This window comes from Muriicola sp., assembly GCF_041567615.1.
Lineage (GTDB): Bacteria > Bacteroidota > Bacteroidia > Flavobacteriales > Flavobacteriaceae > Muriicola.
The window spans coordinates 16,823-34,984 of the sequence record NZ_JBFGBM010000004.1 but is presented as its reverse complement, the minus strand read 5'-3'; the positions used below and the strand labels follow the sequence as shown (position 1 = coordinate 34,984).

Here is an 18,162-nt window from a genome sequence, read left to right as displayed (position 1 = left end):
TAACATGTATTTGTTTTTTGCAAAAATAGCAATTACTCCCCTTTGGTAAGGTCCCTGAAAAAGAAAAAGCCACTGTTTTTGGCAGTGGCTTCTTCTGATGACATATGTTATTAGAATTACATCATTCCGGGCATTCCTCCTCCGCCCATTGGAGGGCCTGCAGGAGTATCTTCTTTGATGTCCGTCAGAGCGCACTCCGTAGTGAGGATCATTCCGGCTACTGATGCGGCGTTCTCGAGGGCGATACGGGTCACCTTCTTGGGATCGATGATCCCAGCCTTCATCATATCGACATATTTCTCAGTCTTGGCATCATATCCGAAATCTCCTTTGCCGTCGAACACTTTGGCCACTACAACAGAGCCTTCTCCTCCGGCGTTTTCCACGATGGTGCGCAGAGGTGATTCGATGGCCCTGGAGACGATCTGCAGCCCTGTAGCTTCATCTGCATTGTCGGTCTGTACCTTGGAAAGGACTGCCTGAGCCCTGATAAAGGCCACACCTCCACCGGCCACAATACCTTCTTCCACGGCCGCGCGGGTCGCGTGAAGGGCATCGTCTACCCGGTCTTTCTTCTCCTTCATTTCCACTTCAGAAGCAGCACCTACATAGAGTACGGCAACCCCTCCGGCGAGTTTGGCCAGGCGCTCCTGTAATTTCTCCTTGTCGTAATCAGACGTCGTGGTTTCGATCTGAGCCTTGATCTGGTTCACCCTTGCTTTGATGTCCTTGGCGTTTCCGGCACCGTTCACAATGGTGGTATTGTCCTTGTCAATGGTCACCTTCTCACAGCTTCCGAGCATATCGATATTCGCATTCTCCAGGGAGAATCCTCTTTCTTCTGAGATCACGGTACCCTTGGTCAGGATGGCGATATCCTCCAGCATGGCCTTCCTTCTATCTCCAAAACCTGGAGCTTTTACGGCAGCGATCTTCAAAGATCCTCTCAATTTGTTGACTACCAGAGTGGCCAGTGCTTCCCCATCCACATCTTCAGCGATGATAAGCAAAGGCTTACCCGACTGGGCAACGGGCTCCAACACAGGAAGCAGGTCCTTCATGGTGGAGATCTTCTTGTCATAGAGAAGGATGTAGGGGTTGTCCAGGTCAGCGATCATCTTCTCAGAATCGGTGACGAAGTAGGGAGAAAGATATCCCCTGTCGAATTGCATCCCTTCTACAACGTCTACATAGGTATCTGTACCTTTTGCCTCTTCTACGGTGATCACACCTTCTTTGCCGACCTTGTTGAAAGCCTGGGCGATCAGGTCACCAATAGTCTCGTCGTTATTGGCAGAAATAGCAGCAACCTGCTTGATCTTCTCTGAAGAATCTCCTACTTTTTTAGACTGTTTTGTCAGGTTATTGACAATGGCTTCCACAGCCTTGTCGATCCCCCTCTTCAGGTCCATCGGATTTGCTCCTGCAGCCACATTCTTTAAACCTTCTTTTACGATGGCCTGGGCCAGGACCGTAGCAGTGGTTGTTCCGTCACCAGCCAGGTCGTTGGTCTTGGAAGCCACTTCCTTTACCATCTGCGCACCCATATTCTCCAGGGCGTCTTCCAGCTCTATCTCCTTAGCCACGGTAACACCATCCTTGGTCACCTGAGGGGCTCCGAAGGATTTGCTCACGATCACGTTTCTTCCTTTCGGTCCCAGGGTTACCTTAACGGCATTCGCAAGGGCATCCACACCCCGCTTTAATCCGTCTCTTGCGTCAATATCAAACTTTATATCTTTTGCCATAATTCAATGTTGTTTTTGTTTTATTCCTCGGATTTGGTTTATATGATCGCCAGGATATCGCTCTCGCGCATCATGAGATAGTCTGCACCGTCAAATTTCAACTCTGTGCCGGCATATTTTCCATAAAGGACAGTATCGCCAACTTTAACAGTGACCTTTTCATCCTTGGTGCCCGGACCTACAGCCACGACCTTACCTTTTTGTGGTTTTTCTTTTGCAGTATCGGGGATGATCAACCCGGAGGCAGTCTTGGTCTCTGCTGCCATGGGCTCAATGAGAACCCGGTCTGCTAATGGTTTAATGTTAAGTTTAGCCATATGTGTATTTTTTAATTTTTAAAATTCCGATTAAACATGGCAGAAATTATGCCAAGCGCCAAAAACTGACAGTTTGTAAAATGAAAATGCCAGCTTGTCATTTAAGCTGGCATTTTTAGAGATTTTCTTTCTCAGAACAATTACTGAATCGTGTCCAGAGGGGTGGCTGTTTCCGTAGGAAGTACCTCTTCAGGAACCGTCTCTGGAACCGCATTTTCAATGTCGTCTCCCTGGAGCAACTTGGAGTCGGCTTCCCCAAAACTGCCTTTGAGGGCCACGTTGGATAAGAGGATGAGGAGGATGAGCAGGCTGGCCAGCGTCCAGGTGCTCTTGTCGAGGAAATCCCCCGTTTTCTTAACGCCTCCAACTACCTGGGTTCCACCTCCTCCAAAGGAAGAGGAGAGTCCACCTCCTTTAGGGTTCTGTACCATGACCACCAGGACCAGGAGGAAACAAACCACTATGATCAGGACCAGGAATATCGTAAATGTACTCATCTCAAGAATTTTCCTTTTGTAACTGCTTTACCGCTTTAATTCGGCTTGCAAAGAAACTACTTTTTTCCGGATATTTCAAACTTAATATTTTGTACGCCTGCAGGGCTTTCTTGTACTTCTTTTGCTCGAGGTACACCTTGGCCAGGGTCTCTGTCATCAGTTCTTCCGAATCGATCTTCGTCGACTCTTTGATGTCCACCGCGGCGTGTTCTTTATCCTGGGGAACGATCTTCGGGTTCTCCTCGAGAAAACGGTCTATGAGTTCAAACTTCTTCTTCCTTTCTGATTCCTCGGTGATTGGGAAGGTCATGTCTTTGGGAATGTCGGCCGTTTTCTTTGGAAGCTGCTTTTCCTTTTTGACAGGTTTGGCTGAGCTGAGTTGCAACCACTCCAGGAAGGAATGTTTCTCGTCCTTCTTGAAAGGCAGGGGCTGACCCATTTCGAGTTCCTTTTCGGCGGCTGCCCTTTCCCTTGCAAGTGTCTTGTCGATCTCGGGATCTTTGGATGCAAACAGGGACGGATCCAGGATATCGTCCGCATCCCGGCTGTTCCTGGGCAGGGGGGCATCAGGAGTTTCTTCCAGCATAGGGGCTGCACCTCCTTCCCCGGCTTCCACTTCTTCCACTTCCACTTCTGTAGCTTCCAGCGTGGTTGTTTTGCCGGAGATCGCATCTGCGATTGAATTCTGGAGGAATTCAGGGGATGTGATCAAATCGAAGAGTACATCCCTGTCTGCCGTGTAGGCCGCTGTGACCTTCAGGGCATTGTTGTACCTGAAACTGTTCAGATTCCTCAGGCCTTTGAGCTGGAGAGCCCTTGCCGCCTGAAAATAAGGATATTCCTTTACGACTTCTTCCAGCTGTCGGGTCTGGACAGGGTCCACGACCTTATCCGGATGCTGCAGGAGATATGTAAAGTCTGTCACCTTCATTACCAGTCGGCCAGAGATTCGTTAAAGATGTCCTGGTTGATCCGTTCAAAGATCACCTGGTGGGCTTCATCCCTTACCGAAGCCAGCTGGGATGTGGCCGGATAGTCGAAAAAGAAGGAGAATCGCTTTTCAAATTCGGCCCCTTCTTTAGTCTTGTTAAAGAAACGGACGTTTACAGTGATGCTCAACCGGTTCTGCGCTGCCCTTTGCTCCGAGGTGGCAGACATGGGCGAAATTCTGTATTCCACGATCTCCCCTTCGTACAGAAGGTCCCCGTTGGCTGAGACCAGGTCAAGGCTCGTCTGGTTGAGGATGAGGTCCTGGAGGGAAAGGGTGTATTCCCTGTCGAGCCCGGGATCAAAGACAGAACCCGGACTTTGAGTAGCGTAGTTCTGGAAATAATTGACTGTAAAGGTCTTGGCCGAACCTACGTCACCTCCTGTGAAATTGTAGATCCCACAACCGCTAAGGAGCAGGACAAAGGCCAGGAAGAAGCTTGATGTTCGTGTGTTCACTACAGGTCGTACTGTTTGATTTTTCGATAGAGGGTTCGCTCGGAGATCCCCAGTTCGGAGGCTGCTGCTTTTCTTTTTCCCCGGTTCCTTTCCAGGGATTTTTTGATGAGCTCTATCTCCTTTTCCTGTAAAGATAAGGTTTCTTCCTCTTCGATCTCTTCGGCAAAATGGTACTTGTCTTCCTGGGGAGGTTCTACGGTCTTTTCTACCCTGCTCTCGTGGGGTGGCAATAGTTCCACAGCCGTGTCATTTTCTTCTTTCCTGCTGCTCCCCTCATTTCCGTAGATCTTGCGGATCAGGGATTCGTTCTCTTCCTGTACCTTTTCGGAGTCGTCTGAATGGAGGAGTTCCAGGGTCAGTTTTTTCAGGTCGTTGAGGTCGGCCTTCATATCGAACAAGACCTTATAGAGGATCTCCCTCTCATTGCTGAAATCGCTTTTGCGGGTATTTTGTTCTACCACCGCCGGTAGGTTCGAATCTCCCGCGTTGGGGAGGTAGCTGTTCAGGGTTCTGGGGGAGACGGACCTGCTTTCTTCCAGTACGGAGATCTGCTCTGCCACGTTCCGCAACTGTCGGATGTTCCCCGGCCAGCGATAATTCTCAAGCATCTGCACAGCATTGTCCTCCAGCCTGATCGTCGGCATCTTGTACTTCTGGCTGAAGTCTGAGGCGAATTTCCTGAAAAGGAGATGGATGTCATCCTTCCTGTCACGCAGGGGGGGGATATTGATCTCCACCGTACTCAGCCGGTAATAGAGGTCTTCCCTGAATTTCCCCTTTTTGATCGCTTCTATCATATTCAGGTTGGTGGCAGCCACGATCCTGACATTGGTCTTCTGCACCTGGGACGAACCCACTTTCAGGAATTCCCCGTTCTCCAGGATCCGAAGCAGTCGCACCTGTGTGGTCAGGGGGAGTTCCCCTACCTCGTCTAAGAAGATGGTGCCTCCGTCTGCCACCTCGAAATACCCGCTTCGGGTCTGTGTCGCTCCCGTAAAGGCTCCTTTCTCGTGACCGAAAAGTTCACTGTCTATGGTTCCTTCGGGAATGGCGCCGCAGTTCACGGCTATGTACTTGGCGTGTTTCCTGTGGGAAAGGGAGTGGATGATCTTGGGTACGGCTTCCTTCCCGACCCCGCTTTCCCCCGTGACCAGCACGGAGATATCCGTAGGGGCCACCTGTATGGCTTTCTCCAGGGCCCGGTTGAGTTTGGGATCGTTGCCTATGATCCCAAATCGTTGTTTTATGGCTTGTACATTTTCCATTATTCCATATTTTCTGCGTGCCCGACGGCCTCACCCAGCAGTGTTGCCGAGGTGCAGTCATCGATCCTCACCATCACGAACTGTCCCACCTCGTAGTGTTCTTTGGGGAAGACTACTACGGTATTACTCGAGGTCCTTCCCATCCAGTGCTCATCCGATTTCCTGGAAGGCCCTTCTATCAGTACTTCCTCTGTTTTGCCCAGGTGCTGGGAGGTGCGGTACAGGCTGTGTTTCTGCTGGAGGGCGATGATCTCCTGCAGCCTTCTTTTCTTGACCTGATCCGGGATGTCGTCCTCGAGTTTCCTGGCTGCCAGGGTACCCGGCCGCTCAGAATAGGCGAACATAAATCCGAAGTCGTATTTCACATATTCCATCAGTGAGAGGGTCTCCCTGTGGTCCTCCTCTGTCTCTCCGGGGAATCCTGCGATCATATCCTGGCTGATCCCGCAATCGGGGATGATTTGCCGGATATCGTCAATGAGCTGCATGTACTCCTCCCGGGTGTGGAGGCGGTTCATAGCCTTCAGGATGCGATTGCTGCCACTTTGCACAGGCAGGTGGATGTAATTGCAGATATTCTTATACCGGGCCATGGTTCTTACCACGTCCAGGGTCATGTCCTGGGGGTTGGAGGTGGAGAAGCGAATCCGCATCCCTGGCTGGGCTTCCGCCACCATAGCGAGCAGACCGGCAAAGTCGACAGCTGTGGCTTTCTGAATATCGCTGGCCTTCTCAAAGTCTTTTTTGAGTCCGCCCCCGTACCAAAGGTAACTGTCGACATTCTGCCCCAGCAGGGTCACCTCGCGGTATCCCTGTTCCCAGAGTTCGTTCACTTCCTGTACGACAGACTGGGGATCCCGGCTGCGCTCCCTTCCCCTGGTAAAGGGGACCACGCAGAAGGTACACATATTGTCACATCCACGCGTAATGGAGACAAAGGCGGTGACCCCGTTCGAGTTGAGTCTCACTGGGGCAATATCCCCGTAAGTCTCTTCCTTGGAAAGGATCACATTAACCGCATTGCGGCCTTCATCTACCTCCCTGACCAGGTTCGGCAGATCCTTGTAGGCGTCCGGGCCTACGACCATATCGACGATCTTTTCTTCTTCCAGCAGCTGGCTTTTCAAACGCTCGGCCATACAGCCCAGTACACCCACCTTCATGTGAGGCCTGTGCTTTTTCACGGCATTGAATTTCTCCAGTCGCCTCCTTACGGTGGTCTCCGCCTTTTCCCTGATGGAGCAGGTATTGACCAGGACGAGGTCTGCGTCCTCCAGTTCAGAGGTAGTGTTGAATCCCTCATTGGCCAGGATGGATGCCACGATCTCGCTGTCAGAAAAATTCATCTGGCAGCCATAGCTTTCTATGTATAGCTTGCGTTTATTCTTCTGGTCTGCTGAGATCATCAGGGGGGAACCCTGTACGCTTTCATCGATTACTTTTTCCATGCAAATACGCTACTGCCCTTGTTATTTAAGGATCGCAAAGATAACACAATATCCTTTTTTATGACAATTTGGCAGGTGAATATTTTCATAAAAGAAGACGCAACTAGGGAGTTGCCTGCGTATCTATAAGGAAACCTCATCCAATTAATGAACGCCTTATGAAAACCCTGAAATCCATCCTGCTTGTATTTGCTTTGACCGGTCTGATCTCCTGCGCTGATAATGACTCCGATAAGTACGCAGACTACCTGGTTGCCAGGCCACTGACCATGTCCCTGGAAGAATTCAAGAACAGTGTGGACATCATCACCCCTGTGCCTATTGATGAATCCGGCAAGATTTACGCCTACCAGGACCTGATCTTTGTCAATGATAAATACAAGGGAGTTCACGTGATCGACAACAGCGATCCCACAGCTCCGAGAAAAGTGGCCTTTATCAAGATCGCCGGGAACGTCGATATCTCCATAAAGGATAATTACCTCTACGCAGACAGCCTTACGGATCTCATCGTCCTCGATATTTCGGATATTGACAATATCCGGATCGTGAACCGCCTGGAGAATGTGTTGAGGGACAACGTGATCTGGCCTATGGAGGCGGATATCTTTGAGTACGACGGCTGGGGAGATCCTAACCAGGTGCTTATCGGCTGGGAAGTGACCACGGAAAGGCGACTGGTGGAAGAAGTACAGATGCGTTTCGAAAATGTATTAATGATGGATGCCGCGGCCAACAGCATAGGGCAGGGGGGATCCCTGGCCCGTTTCAAGATCGTGGGGGATTTCCTTTACGCTGTAGACAACCACTCGATCAATGTCTTCGATATCACTGACCTCGGGAACCCACAGGACCTGGAGGATGTATTCGCCGGTTTCGACATAGAGACCATCTTCAACCAGGGAGACCACCTCTTTTTGGGAAGTCGAAGTGGGATGTATATATATGACATTACCAATCCGGCCCAGCCAGGCTTTGTTTCTGAATTCCAGCACGGCACCGCCTGTGATCCTGTGGTCGTTGACGGTGACTATGCCTACGTCACCCTGAGAGGCGGGAACAATTGCGGGGCAACCGAGAGCGGACTTTTCGTGATCGATATCGCAGACCTCAGCAACCCGGAATTACTTAAGTTCTACCCCATGGAAGAACCTTACGGCCTGGGGGTAAAGGATGACAGGGTCTTTGTGTGCGACGGCAGTTTTGGTCTGAAGGTCTTTGACAAGTCGAATGTACCCGACCTCACCCAGGTACAGCACTTCCAGGACATCACCACCTTCGATGTCATTCCCCTTTCACAGCATCTTCTCATGGTCGGGGAAGAAGTACTGCACCAGTATACCTATAGTGATACGGGCATAGAACTGCTCAGCTCTTTCTCCCTGAATTAGTTTCAGCAGCTCCTTTTTAGAGTCCTCTGGGAGGAAGAAATGTACAGGTGGAAGAAACAGAAGGGAAAGCAAATAAATTTTTTGCCATACTTTTGTGACTTCTAAAATCATTGAATGGCGAAGAATTTAGTAATCGTAGAGTCACCTGCCAAGGCAAAGACCATCGAGAAATTTCTGGGGAAGGACTTTAAGGTGGAGTCGAGTTTCGGGCATATCGCAGATCTGCCCTCTAAGGAACTGGGGGTCGATGTCGACAATGATTTTAAACCCAAATACATCGTAGACAAAGACAAAAAGTCTTTGGTCAAAAAGCTGAAGGACCTGGCTAACAAGGCAGAGTTGATCTGGCTGGCCAGTGATGAGGACCGGGAAGGGGAGGCCATCTCCTGGCATTTGGCGGAGACCCTTGATCTCGATAAGAACAAGACCCGACGGATCGTCTTTAACTCCATCACCAAATCGGCTATCCAACGTGCGATAGACAACCCCAGGGCGATCAACTACGACCTGGTGAACGCCCAGCACGCGCGCAGGGTGTTGGACCGCCTGGTGGGTTACGAACTCTCCCCGGTGTTGTGGAAGAAGATCAAACCGGGCCTCTCGGCAGGGAGGGTACAGTCTGTAGCCGTGCGTCTCATCGTGGAGAGGGAGAGGGATATCGAGGCCTTTGAGCCCGAAGCCTCGTTCCGCATCAATGCCGAATTCAGCACCTCGGATGGAGAGGTGTTCAGTGCCAAACTCTACAAGACCTTTGATACCAAAGAAGAGGCGGAAGCCTTTTTGAAAAAGAACCTGGAGGCTGCCTTTGCGGTGGCATCCCTCGATAAGAAACCCGCCAAAAAATCTCCCTCAGCACCTTTTACCACGTCCACCCTCCAGCAGGAGGCATCGAGAAAACTCTACTTCTCGGTGGCCAGGACCATGCAAGTGGCACAAAGACTCTATGAAGCCGGGCTTATTACCTATATGAGGACAGACAGCGTGAACCTGTCTCCCGAGGCTATCAATGACGCCAAACAGGCCATTGTATCCCTCTATGGGGAGCGATACAGCAAGGTGAGGAACTACAAAGGAAAATCCAAGGGCGCCCAGGAGGCCCATGAAGCCATCCGCCCCACGGACATGACCCTGCAGCACCCTAAAGTGGAAAGGGACCAGGCGAGGCTGTACGAACTGATCCGTATGAGGACCCTGGCCTCCCAGATGGCAGATGCAGAATTGGAAAGGACGAACGTAAAGATCAGCGCCACCACCCACAGGGAAGAATTCACCGCCAGCGGGGAGGTGATCAAATTCGACGGCTTTCTGAAAGTATATCTCGAAGGAAAGGACGAAGAAGACCTGGAGGAACAGGAAGGAATTCTCCCTGCCCTGAAGGAAGGGGATCCCCTTGTAAACAGATATATCACGGCAACCGAAAGATTCACCCGCCCCCCCTATCGTTTTACGGAGGCTTCCCTGGTAAAGAAACTGGAAGAATTGGGAATCGGCAGGCCATCGACTTATGCCCCTACCATCTCAACCATCCAGAACAGGGGTTATGTCGAAAAAGGAACCATAGAGGGTACAGAAAGGGCCTACAGCCAGCTGGTCCTCGAAAACAACACCATCAAGGAGAACAAACTGTCTGAGACCGTTGGCTCGGACAAGGGCAAACTGGTCCCTACGGACATAGGGATGATCGTGAACGACTTCCTGGTCGATAATTTTGCCAACATCCTGGATTACCATTTTACCGCCAAGGTGGAAAAGGATTTCGATGAGATCGCTTCAGGAGAAGAGGACTGGCAAAAGGTGATGCGTGACTTCTACAAGGACTTCCATCCCACAGTGGTGGATGTGGAGGAGAACGCAGACCGGGCCAGCGGCGAACGCGTCCTGGGGGTAGATCCCAAGACCAAGAGGCAGGTCTCTGCCAGGCTGGGCCGTTTTGGTCCTATGGTACAGATCGGTACGGCCGAAGAGGACGAAAAGCCGCTTTTCGCAAGCCTGCTTCCAGAACAATCCATCACCACCATCACCTTTGAAGAGGCCATGGATCTCTTCAAGCTTCCCAGAAAGCTCGGGGTGCACGAAGGGGAGGAAGTAGAAGCCAACGTGGGGAGGTACGGACCCTACATCCGCCACGGGAAGAAATTCATCTCCCTCGAAAGCGGTGAGAATGCCCTGGATGTGGATATGGACCGGGCGGTGGAGCTCATCAAGGCCAAACAGAAGGCCGATGCACCCATTTCTTCCTACGAAGGGAAGGATGTGACCAAGGGAACAGGCAGATTCGGGCCCTTTATCAAATGGGACGGGATGTTTATCAACGTCAGCAAGAAATACGACTTTGACAATCTTTCTGACCAGGATATTTCCGAGCTCATAGAGGCCAAGAAAAAGAAGGAGGCTGAACGCGTGGTCAAGGAATGGCCTGAGGAGGGCATTCGGATAGAGAAAGCGCGATGGGGACGGCACAATATCATCAAGGGCAGGACCAAGGCCGAGCTGGGCAAGGAGGTCGACGTCGCCAAAGTGAGCCTGGAAGATGCCAAAAGCCTCCTGGAAAAGAAAAAACCCCGGAAAAAAAGAAAATAACCTGTTTTTGCACGAGTCCCTATGGCGTTCGATTTCCTGGTTCCGGTAGAAGACAAGGCCCTGGCACACTGTGAACTGCTCCCACCCCAGGCGCTTGGAAAAAATATCTTTAAACACACCCAACGGGACGGCCTCCCTGTACTGGCCAACGCCTCCTTTGCGATCCTGGGGGTGAATGAATCCCGTAACGCCTTCGAAAAGAAACCCGAGAAATTGGCTCTGGTCGAGATCCGTATCCAGCTGTACAAACTGATGATGGGCAACTGGAATGTGAACATTGTCGACCTCGGGAATGTGGAGGAAGGGGAAACCGTGGAGGATACTTACTTCGTGGTCAAGGAAATAACGGCAGAACTCCTGGAAGAAAACGTGATACCTATTATTATAGGAGCCACTCAGGATATCACCTATCCCACTTACCGCGCTTTTGACAGGATCAAGGACCTGATCAACCTGGTCTCCATAGACAGCCGGTTCGACTTCGGGGCGGATGAGGAATTGATCTCCTCACATTCCTATATGAGTAAGATCATCACAGACAAACCCAACAACCTCTTTAACTTTTCCAATATAGGGTATCAGAGCTATTTCAATGCCCAGGAGGAGATAGACCTTATGGAAAGGCTGTTCTTTGACGCCTACCGCCTGGGTGAGATCACCTCGGACATCACCCTTGCAGAACCCGTGCTGAGGAATGCCCATTCTGTCAGTCTGGACATGAGGGCGGTAAAGGCAAGTGAAATGGGGTGCCCGCCACAGTATTCTCCCAATGGTTTTGACGGGCGGGAGATCTGTGCCATCTCGCGCTATGCCGGGATGAGCGAGAACGTCGCAGTCTTCGGTATCTACGAGATGGAGAACACACCCCAATCCTGTCAACTTGTAGCGCAGATCGTGTGGTATTTTATGGAGGGTTTCAACTTCCGTATTGCGGAACGCCCGAGTGCCAGCAGCAAGGATTTTACCAAGTTTATTGTCCCCACAGAGACCGAGGAACTCATTTTCTACAAAAGCCTGCTCACGCATCGCTGGTGGGTAGAGGTTCCTCCATTTACTTCCCCGCATACTAAATCCAATCCACCCGCGTTATTACCCTGCACTGAGCAGGATTATCTGGACGCTTGTGATCAGATCATTCCCGAACGGTGGTTCAAGGCCTATAAGAAAGGCCTTAACTAAAATTTGAAATTTTTGTCAGGAAGGCTGGTAACGTACAATAATTTACTCAAAAAGTAGTTTTAGAGAGTATAATTGACATTACTGCTTAAAGTCTAAATCGAAATTTAACCTAAGTATGAAGAAGCTATTGTTGTTATCTATAGCGTTTGTTTTTTTACTCTCAAGTTGCGGGTCTAAAACAAGAGGAGAACTAGTGGGCGTCCAAGGAAAGAAGTGGTACCCGGAAAAACCCTACGGGATGGAGCTCATACCGAGAGGTGCTTTCATCATGGGTAAGAGCGAGGAAGATGTTGCGCAGGTTCTCAATGCCCCCACCAAAACAGTAACGGTAAGGTCGTTCTATATGGACGATACCGAAATAACAAACAGTGAATACCGTCAGTTCGTAGAGTGGGTCCGCGATTCAATCGTGAGGACCCGTTTGGCTATTCTGGCCGATGAGCTCGGAATGGGACCTGAGGATGGAGGGATCGGTGAGTACGCGTTCAAGAGTGCAGATACTACAAGGATGTCTGTCTATGAGAAATACATGATGGATAACTACTCCGGAATGGGAGAGACCGGATACGAAGGGTACAAGCTCAATACAGATGAGGATCTCGTCTGGGACACCTCGGATTATCCGGATGAGTACTATGCCGAAGTAATGGATTCATTGTATATCCCTGAAGAGGAATCTTTCAATGGACAGCGTATCATAGATGTTTCTAAACTAAAATACAAGTATACCTGGATGGATATCGAAGAAGCTGCCCGAAACAGAGACAAGCGAAGGAAAGAGTTCATCCGTACCGAAGAACTCGAGATCTATCCCGATACCACCGTTTGGATCAGGGACTTCGAATATTCCTACAACGAGCCTATGCACAACGATTACTTCTGGCACGATGCCTATAGTGATTACCCTGTAGTAGGAGTGTCATGGACACAGGCTAAGGCGTTCTGCCACTGGAGGACTAAATTTAAGAACGACGACCAAAAGGCCCGTGGCAAGCAGTTTGTCAACCAGTTCCGTCTGCCCACTGAGGCCGAATGGGAATACGCTGCCCGAGGGGGTATTGAAGGAGGCACCTATCCCTGGGGAGGCCCTTACGTGATCAGTGACACCGGTTGCTTTATGGCCAACTTCAAGCCGCAGCGCGGGGACTATGCTGCCGATGCAGCCTTGTATACCGTGGAGGCCAAGTCGTACGAACCCAATGATTTCAACCTGTACAATATGGCGGGTAATGTAGCCGAGTGGACCAACAGCAGTTATTTCCCCGGATCTTATGAATACGCTTCCACGATGAACCCTAACGCAGATTCCAAGGACAATGCGAGAAAGGTGATCAGGGGAGGATCCTGGAAGGACGTTGCGTACTTCCTGCAGGTAAGTACACGTGACTATGAGTACAGGGATTCTGCCAGGAGCTATATCGGCTTCAGGACCGTACAGGACTATATGGGAGAAGAAGATTCAACACAGTAATCAGGCAACAAAATCAAACGTAAACCAAATACTTATTTTTTTAAACTTAATTAAATCTTAGAATTATGGCACAGTCAAAATCAACAAAAAAACTATTCAACATGGCCTATGGCCTCGGTGCTTCGGTGGTTATTATCGGAGCCTTATTTAAGATCCTTCACTGGGAGTTCGGCCCCCTTACAGGTGGTCTCCTCCTCGCCGTGGGTCTGATCACAGAAGCCCTCATTTTCGCGATCAGTGCATTTGAGCCTGTAGATGACGAATACGATTGGTCTCTGGTGTATCCGGAACTGGCTGGCGGACAGTCTAACGGTAAGAACGCCGCTAAAGAAGCCAAAGAGGCTGAAGGATTGCTTTCCAAGAAACTGGATGAGCTTTTGAAAGAAGCTAATATCGATGCAGAATTGATGTCCAGCCTGGGAGACAGCATCCGCAATTTCGAAGGTGCTGCCAAAGGTATTGCCCCTTCTGTTGATGCTATTGAAACCACCAAGAAGTACTCCGAAGAGATGGCACAGGCTGCCGCTCAGATGGAATCCCTCAACAGCCTATACAAGGTTCAGTTGGAGAGTGCCAGCAGGCAGGCTTCTATCAATGAAGAAGTTGTTCAGAACGCCGGCGCTCTGAAAGATCAAATGGAATCACTGGCGTCTAACCTTTCATCTCTTAATGGTGTCTATGGTGGCATGTTGTCTGCCATGAGCAGAAACTAATTAGTCGCGAAGCAATAACCCAAATCAAGTTACAAATCCAATCTAATTAGAAAACATGGCATCAGGAAAAGCAACACCGCGTCAGAAGATGATCAATCTTATGTATTTGATCTTCATCGCAATGCTGGCGCTCAATATGAGTAAGGAAGTTTTATCCGCTTTTGGTCTTATGAACGAAAAGTTTGAAGCTTCCAATATAAAGGCAACCGAAAGCAATGAAGCGTTTTTGGCCAGCCTTGAGACAAAAGCATCGGAGGATGCAGCTAAATACGAAAAGCTGTACCAGGATGCTCAAAAGATCAAGCAACTTTCATCGGATTATTATACGTACCTGCAGAATCTAAAATCTTCCATGACAAAAGACGTGGAGGATCCTAAGGACTACCAGGTGATGGATAAGGCCGATTATCTGGATCAGAAATTCTTCCAGGGAGACAACCTTGCTCCGGAAGGAAAGGAATTCATGAAGTGGATCAATGATTACCGCACCCAGGTGCTCGCTATCCTCGGAAATAGTTATCCCGAAGTTTCAGATCAGGTGAAAGCACGATTTAAGACTGGAGACGAGAATGGCAAAGTAGAGCGCAGAGACGGAGTGAAAGTAGACTGGATCAATTATCATTATGAAGGTTTCCCTCTGATCGCTTCTCTGGCAAACCTCACTGCATTGCAGGCTGATATCAAAGCCACAGAAGAAGCGGCTTTGAAGGCCATGCTGCAGGGAGAGCTTACCAGCCAGGTATCACTGACCAATTTTGAGACCCAGCTTTTCTCTGAGAAGTCGGCCTTCTATTCCGGTGAGAAATTCAGCGGAAGCATCGTACTCGGAAAGACAGACCGGTCTGCCAAGCCTGTAAAAGCTGAGCTGACCATAGACGGACGCAAGATGGAAGAAGGAAGAGACTACGAACTCAAAGAAGGAGGCGTGGAGCTCTTGATCAATGCAGGAAGCGCAGGTGACCACGAAATCGCAGGTACCCTCTTCTACATGCAGGATGGGGTGGAAACAGAAGTTCCCGTAAAGAACTCCTTCTCTACCATTTCCAAGCCCGAAGCGGCTGTGATCTCTGCAGACAAGATGAACGTGGTTTACCGAGGGGTGGCTAACCCAATGACCATCTCTATCCCCGGAATTCCGGATAACAAAGTATCTGCCAGTGCACCCGGACTTAAAAGGGTGACAGGAAGCAAATACGTCATGAATCCCGGTAAGGGTCGCGAGGTGACCATCAATGCCTCTGGTGTATTGCCTGATGGCAAGAAGATCTCTACCCCGGCTACCTTCAGGATCAAGGATATCCCAAGGCCTGCTGGTTCTATCAGGGGTGAATCCGGAAGCGCAAAGATGCCAAGGCAGAACCTGGAGATCTCAACCGTGGGAGCCCTGCTTGAGGACTTCGACTTCGACCTGAACCTCGCTGTAAGCGGATTCAAGTTCAAAGTGCCCGGACAGCCTACTGTCGTCGTGAACGGCAATAAACTGGATTCCAGGGCTAAATCGGCCCTCAAAAGAGCCGGTAGAGGTGATGCGGTACAGATCTTCGATATCGAAGCCTATATCACAAACAACAAAAGCTATAAGCTGAAGAAAGTGTCTCCGGTAGTAGTGGAGATCACAAACTAAGAATAGACAGTTAAATTGAATTTTATGAATTGGAAGAATGTAATTCTCGTTGGAGCTGTTTCCCTCCTGCCGATTTCCATCATGGCCCAGGCAAACATACTGAATGCCAAGAAGCCTGAGGATATCGGGAAGAAAACAGCCAACCAGTTGGCGATGGACGATGACATTCCCCTGGATTACGGTTATGTGGACGACAGAGATATCCTCTGGTCCAAGACCATCTGGGAGGTGATCGACCTGGATGAGCGGGTGAATTTCCCCCTCTACTATCCTACCGATACAGTGGATATCGGCTCCGACAGGAGGTCGCTCTACGATGTCTTTCTCAAGAACATCAAGAACGGTAAATTAACGGATGTCTATGTGGATTCCTACTTCACTGAAAAGAGGAAGTTCGAGGATCTCAAGGCAACCCTGACCCGAATAGATACAACAGATCTCGGATACGAGCAGATCAACGCCGGTGAGGCACTCTCTCCTGAATACGTAAACAGGAGGGATATCACAGCCGCGGATATCGAAGAGTATCGCATCAAAGGTATTTGGTATTTTGACAAGCGCCAGGGAGAGCTGAAGTATCGCCTTTTGGGAATTGCCCCTGTGGCTCCGGACGTAAACTTCGTGGACGATGAGTCTATGAGCCCCGGAGACAATAAGGTAGAGCTGTTCTGGGTCTGGTTTCCAAGTGCCAGGAAAATCCTGCACGATGCCAAGGTGTACAACCAGCGGAACTCCGCCCAGCCTATCTCATTCGACATGCTGTTGAATGCCAGGAGGTTCAATGGCGTCATCTACAAGGAGGACAACGTTCACGGAGACCGCAAGATAGAAGATTACATTGCTGATAATGCCCTGTTCCAGTTGCTGGAATCCAATCGCATCAAAGAGGCGATCAGAGACCGGGAGCAGGATATGTGGGCCTACTAAGACCTTCAGCCCATTCCAATTCAATTATAATATGGAAACGCCGCTTTATTCAAGCGGCGTTTTTATTTTTGTCCCATGGTGGATTATTTGGTTGTAGGCCTCGGATTGGCCGGGATTTCATTTTGTGAGACCCTGGAGAGGAACGGAAAATCCTTTCGGGTGATTAGTGACCATTCCCAAAAGGCCTCTACGGTGGCCGGCGGACTCTACAACCCGGTAATCCTAAAACGTTTTACCCTTTCCTGGAGGGCCCATGAACAACTGACCATTTTGCCTGCTTTTTACGCCGGGCTTGAGAAAAAGCTGGGTGTTGCCCTGGATCACCCCCTGAGGGTCCTCAGAAGGTTCGTGAGTGCCGAGGAGCAGAACGGATGGTTCGAAGCCTCAGATAAGCCCGGGATGGGGGAACTCATGTCTACCGATCTGATCAGCAATACAAACCCTTCTATCAATGCCCCTTTCGGCTACGGAGAAGTACTCGGGACAGGCAGGCTGGATACAGAATTACTGCAAGAAGCCTACCGGCAGTATCTTGTAAAAAAGGATCTGCTGGTTCCTGAAACTTTCGATTTCGATGCATTGGAATTGCCTGAGACCGGGGTGGTATACAAAGATGTGCAGGCCCGGCAAATCGTTCTTGCCATGGGCTTCGGGCTGAAGCAGGATCCCTACTTCAACTACCTCCCCCTCAACGGGACCAAGGGAGAATTGCTGACTGTAAAAGCTCCCAAACTCAATGAAACACGAGTCATCAAATCCTCTGTGTTTATCATTCCGCTCGGTGACGATCTCTATCGCATCGGGGCCACCTACAAATGGCAGGATAAGACCCATTTGCCCACCGAGGCAGCCAGGGAAGAACTGGAAACCAAACTCCGATCCTTCCTGAAATGCGATTACCAGGTCGTGGATCACGTAGCCGGAATTCGTCCTACGGTGGCAGACCGCAGACCTCTGGTGGGAAGACATCCCGCTTATAAAGACCTCTATGTGCTGAACGGTTTCGGTTCAAGGGGGGTTATGATCGCCCCTTATGCTTCCAAAGCCCTGTACGGGTTTATCGAGTCCGGGAAGGAGCTCCCACAGGATATGGATATTGAGAGATTCAGGAAGCGCTACGAGAAGCACGGCGCTGTGTGAGCGCCTCCCGATCGTAATGGATAAAGAAATTGATCCAGATATTTCGCGAAAGTCGGATAATCACCGGGAGGAATACAATCAGGGTACCGATAATGCTGATAAAGGTCTGGAGCAAAGTAGCCCCTAAGAGCAAAAAGGAGATCACGAAGGCGGCCACGGCAAAAGCGATCCCCACAGCATAACTCACGTACATAGCCCCGTAGAAGAAGGAAGGTTCCATTTTGTACTTCGTGCCGCAATGGGAACATCGCTCGTGCATTTTGAACAGGGATCCCGGGTTGTACGGATTCCGGTTCTCATACATGCTTTCCATATGGCATTTGGGGCAACTTCCTGTTAAAATGCTGTAGAGTTTGTCTCCTTTTTTTAACATTTGCAAAACTTTTGAGCAAAGATACTTTATTGCTTTCCAATCT

At 49.9% G+C, this 18,162-nt stretch carries 16 protein-coding genes; 8 read left to right on the top strand and 8 right to left on the bottom strand.

Annotated elements, in window-relative coordinates; all coding sequences use genetic code 11:
* Positions 1-116: 116 nt before the first annotated feature.
* The 7 genes from groL to miaB all read right to left on the bottom strand — a co-directional run bounded on the left by groL (position 117) and on the right by miaB (position 6,721).
* A complete protein-coding gene (gene groL / locus ABYP73_RS00720; RefSeq protein WP_372945414.1) occupies positions 117-1,748 on the bottom strand; it encodes a chaperonin GroEL in 1,632 nt (543 codons plus the stop codon).
* Positions 1,749-1,786: 38 nt separating this feature from the next.
* Positions 1,787-2,065 carry a co-chaperone GroES gene (groES, locus tag ABYP73_RS00715; RefSeq protein ID WP_372945413.1) on the bottom strand — a complete coding sequence of 93 codons (279 nt, stop codon included), beginning with the start codon at positions 2,063-2,065 and terminating at the stop codon, positions 1,787-1,789.
* 140 nt (positions 2,066-2,205) lie between these two features.
* Positions 2,206-2,562 (bottom strand): preprotein translocase subunit SecG, encoded by a 357-nt coding sequence (gene secG, locus ABYP73_RS00710; protein WP_372946580.1) that lies wholly within the window; start codon positions 2,560-2,562, stop codon positions 2,206-2,208.
* Between the two features lies 1 nt (position 2,563).
* Positions 2,564-3,493, bottom strand: coding sequence for a hypothetical protein (locus ABYP73_RS00705; protein ID WP_372973170.1), 930 nt, complete (start codon positions 3,491-3,493; stop codon positions 2,564-2,566).
* Complete coding sequence (locus tag ABYP73_RS00700) at positions 3,493-4,008, bottom strand: LptE family protein (protein ID WP_372946582.1); 516 nt, start codon at positions 4,006-4,008, stop codon at positions 3,493-3,495. Before ABYP73_RS00700 ends, ABYP73_RS00705 begins: the two co-directional genes overlap by 1 nt.
* Positions 4,008-5,273, bottom strand: a complete 1,266-nt coding sequence (locus tag ABYP73_RS00695; protein WP_372973169.1) for a sigma-54 interaction domain-containing protein — start codon at positions 5,271-5,273, stop codon at positions 4,008-4,010. Before ABYP73_RS00695 ends, ABYP73_RS00700 begins: the two co-directional genes overlap by 1 nt.
* Complete coding sequence (gene miaB, locus ABYP73_RS00690) at positions 5,273-6,721, bottom strand: tRNA (N6-isopentenyl adenosine(37)-C2)-methylthiotransferase MiaB (RefSeq protein WP_372973168.1); 1,449 nt, start codon at positions 6,719-6,721, stop codon at positions 5,273-5,275. Before miaB ends, ABYP73_RS00695 begins: the two co-directional genes overlap by 1 nt.
* A gap of 158 nt (positions 6,722-6,879) precedes the next feature.
* Here miaB and ABYP73_RS00685 point away from each other — a divergent pair, with 158 nt between their 5' ends.
* The 8 genes from ABYP73_RS00685 to ABYP73_RS00650 all read left to right on the top strand — a co-directional run bounded on the left by ABYP73_RS00685 (position 6,880) and on the right by ABYP73_RS00650 (position 17,746).
* Positions 6,880-8,112 (top strand): LVIVD repeat-containing protein, encoded by a 1,233-nt coding sequence (locus tag ABYP73_RS00685; RefSeq protein ID WP_372945576.1) that lies wholly within the window; start codon positions 6,880-6,882, stop codon positions 8,110-8,112.
* A 114-nt stretch (positions 8,113-8,226) separates the two neighbouring features.
* Positions 8,227-10,692 carry a type I DNA topoisomerase gene (gene topA, locus ABYP73_RS00680; protein ID WP_372973167.1) on the top strand — a complete coding sequence of 822 codons (2,466 nt, stop codon included), beginning with the start codon at positions 8,227-8,229 and terminating at the stop codon, positions 10,690-10,692.
* 21 nt (positions 10,693-10,713) lie between these two features.
* Complete coding sequence (locus ABYP73_RS00675; protein ID WP_372973166.1) at positions 10,714-11,871, top strand: formimidoylglutamase; 1,158 nt, start codon at positions 10,714-10,716, stop codon at positions 11,869-11,871.
* A 115-nt stretch (positions 11,872-11,986) separates the two neighbouring features.
* Positions 11,987-13,342 carry a gliding motility lipoprotein GldK gene (gene gldK, locus ABYP73_RS00670; RefSeq protein ID WP_372944534.1) on the top strand — a complete coding sequence of 452 codons (1,356 nt, stop codon included), beginning with the start codon at positions 11,987-11,989 and terminating at the stop codon, positions 13,340-13,342.
* 65 nt (positions 13,343-13,407) lie between these two features.
* A complete protein-coding gene (gldL, locus tag ABYP73_RS00665) occupies positions 13,408-14,055 on the top strand; it encodes a gliding motility protein GldL (RefSeq protein WP_372944535.1) in 648 nt (215 codons plus the stop codon).
* A 55-nt stretch (positions 14,056-14,110) separates the two neighbouring features.
* Entirely contained in the window at positions 14,111-15,679 is a 1,569-nt protein-coding gene (gene gldM / locus ABYP73_RS00660) for a gliding motility protein GldM (protein WP_372944536.1), read from the top strand.
* 24 nt (positions 15,680-15,703) lie between these two features.
* Positions 15,704-16,606: a gliding motility protein GldN gene (gene gldN, locus ABYP73_RS00655; protein ID WP_372944537.1), complete on the top strand. Its 903-nt coding sequence runs from the start codon at positions 15,704-15,706 to the stop codon at positions 16,604-16,606.
* 75 nt (positions 16,607-16,681) lie between these two features.
* The gene (locus ABYP73_RS00650) at positions 16,682-17,746 is read left to right on the top strand and encodes an NAD(P)/FAD-dependent oxidoreductase (RefSeq protein WP_372973165.1); all 1,065 of its coding nucleotides are present in this window, start codon (positions 16,682-16,684) and stop codon (positions 17,744-17,746) included.
* Here the strand turns inward: ABYP73_RS00650 and ABYP73_RS00645 are convergent.
* Positions 17,712-18,119, bottom strand: coding sequence for a DUF983 domain-containing protein (locus ABYP73_RS00645; RefSeq protein WP_372973164.1), 408 nt, complete (start codon positions 18,117-18,119; stop codon positions 17,712-17,714). The genes ABYP73_RS00650 and ABYP73_RS00645 overlap by 35 nt on opposite strands.
* Positions 18,120-18,162: the final 43 nt, after the last annotated feature.

Bases quoted from the DNA above. Each gene is read 5' to 3' on its own strand.
- groL (WP_372945414.1), bottom strand. From the start codon at position 1,748: ATGGCAAAAGATATAAAGTTTGATATTGACGCAAGAGACGGATTAAAG.
- groES (WP_372945413.1), bottom strand. From the start codon at position 2,065: ATGGCTAAACTTAACATTAAACCATTAGCAGACCGGGTTCTCATTGAG.
- secG (WP_372946580.1), bottom strand. From the start codon at position 2,562: ATGAGTACATTTACGATATTCCTGGTCCTGATCATAGTGGTTTGTTTC.
- ABYP73_RS00705 (WP_372973170.1), bottom strand. From the start codon at position 3,493: ATGAAGGTGACAGACTTTACATATCTCCTGCAGCATCCGGATAAGGTC.
- ABYP73_RS00695 (WP_372973169.1), bottom strand. From the start codon at position 5,273: ATGGAAAATGTACAAGCCATAAAACAACGATTTGGGATCATAGGCAAC.
- miaB (WP_372973168.1), bottom strand. From the start codon at position 6,721: ATGGAAAAAGTAATCGATGAAAGCGTACAGGGTTCCCCCCTGATGATC.
- ABYP73_RS00685 (WP_372945576.1), top strand. From the start codon at position 6,880: ATGAAAACCCTGAAATCCATCCTGCTTGTATTTGCTTTGACCGGTCTG.
- topA (WP_372973167.1), top strand. From the start codon at position 8,227: ATGGCGAAGAATTTAGTAATCGTAGAGTCACCTGCCAAGGCAAAGACC.
- ABYP73_RS00675 (WP_372973166.1), top strand. From the start codon at position 10,714: ATGGCGTTCGATTTCCTGGTTCCGGTAGAAGACAAGGCCCTGGCACAC.
- gldK (WP_372944534.1), top strand. From the start codon at position 11,987: ATGAAGAAGCTATTGTTGTTATCTATAGCGTTTGTTTTTTTACTCTCA.
- gldL (WP_372944535.1), top strand. From the start codon at position 13,408: ATGGCACAGTCAAAATCAACAAAAAAACTATTCAACATGGCCTATGGC.
- gldM (WP_372944536.1), top strand. From the start codon at position 14,111: ATGGCATCAGGAAAAGCAACACCGCGTCAGAAGATGATCAATCTTATG.
- gldN (WP_372944537.1), top strand. From the start codon at position 15,704: ATGAATTGGAAGAATGTAATTCTCGTTGGAGCTGTTTCCCTCCTGCCG.
- ABYP73_RS00650 (WP_372973165.1), top strand. From the start codon at position 16,682: ATGGTGGATTATTTGGTTGTAGGCCTCGGATTGGCCGGGATTTCATTT.
- ABYP73_RS00645 (WP_372973164.1), bottom strand. From the start codon at position 18,119: ATGTTAAAAAAAGGAGACAAACTCTACAGCATTTTAACAGGAAGTTGC.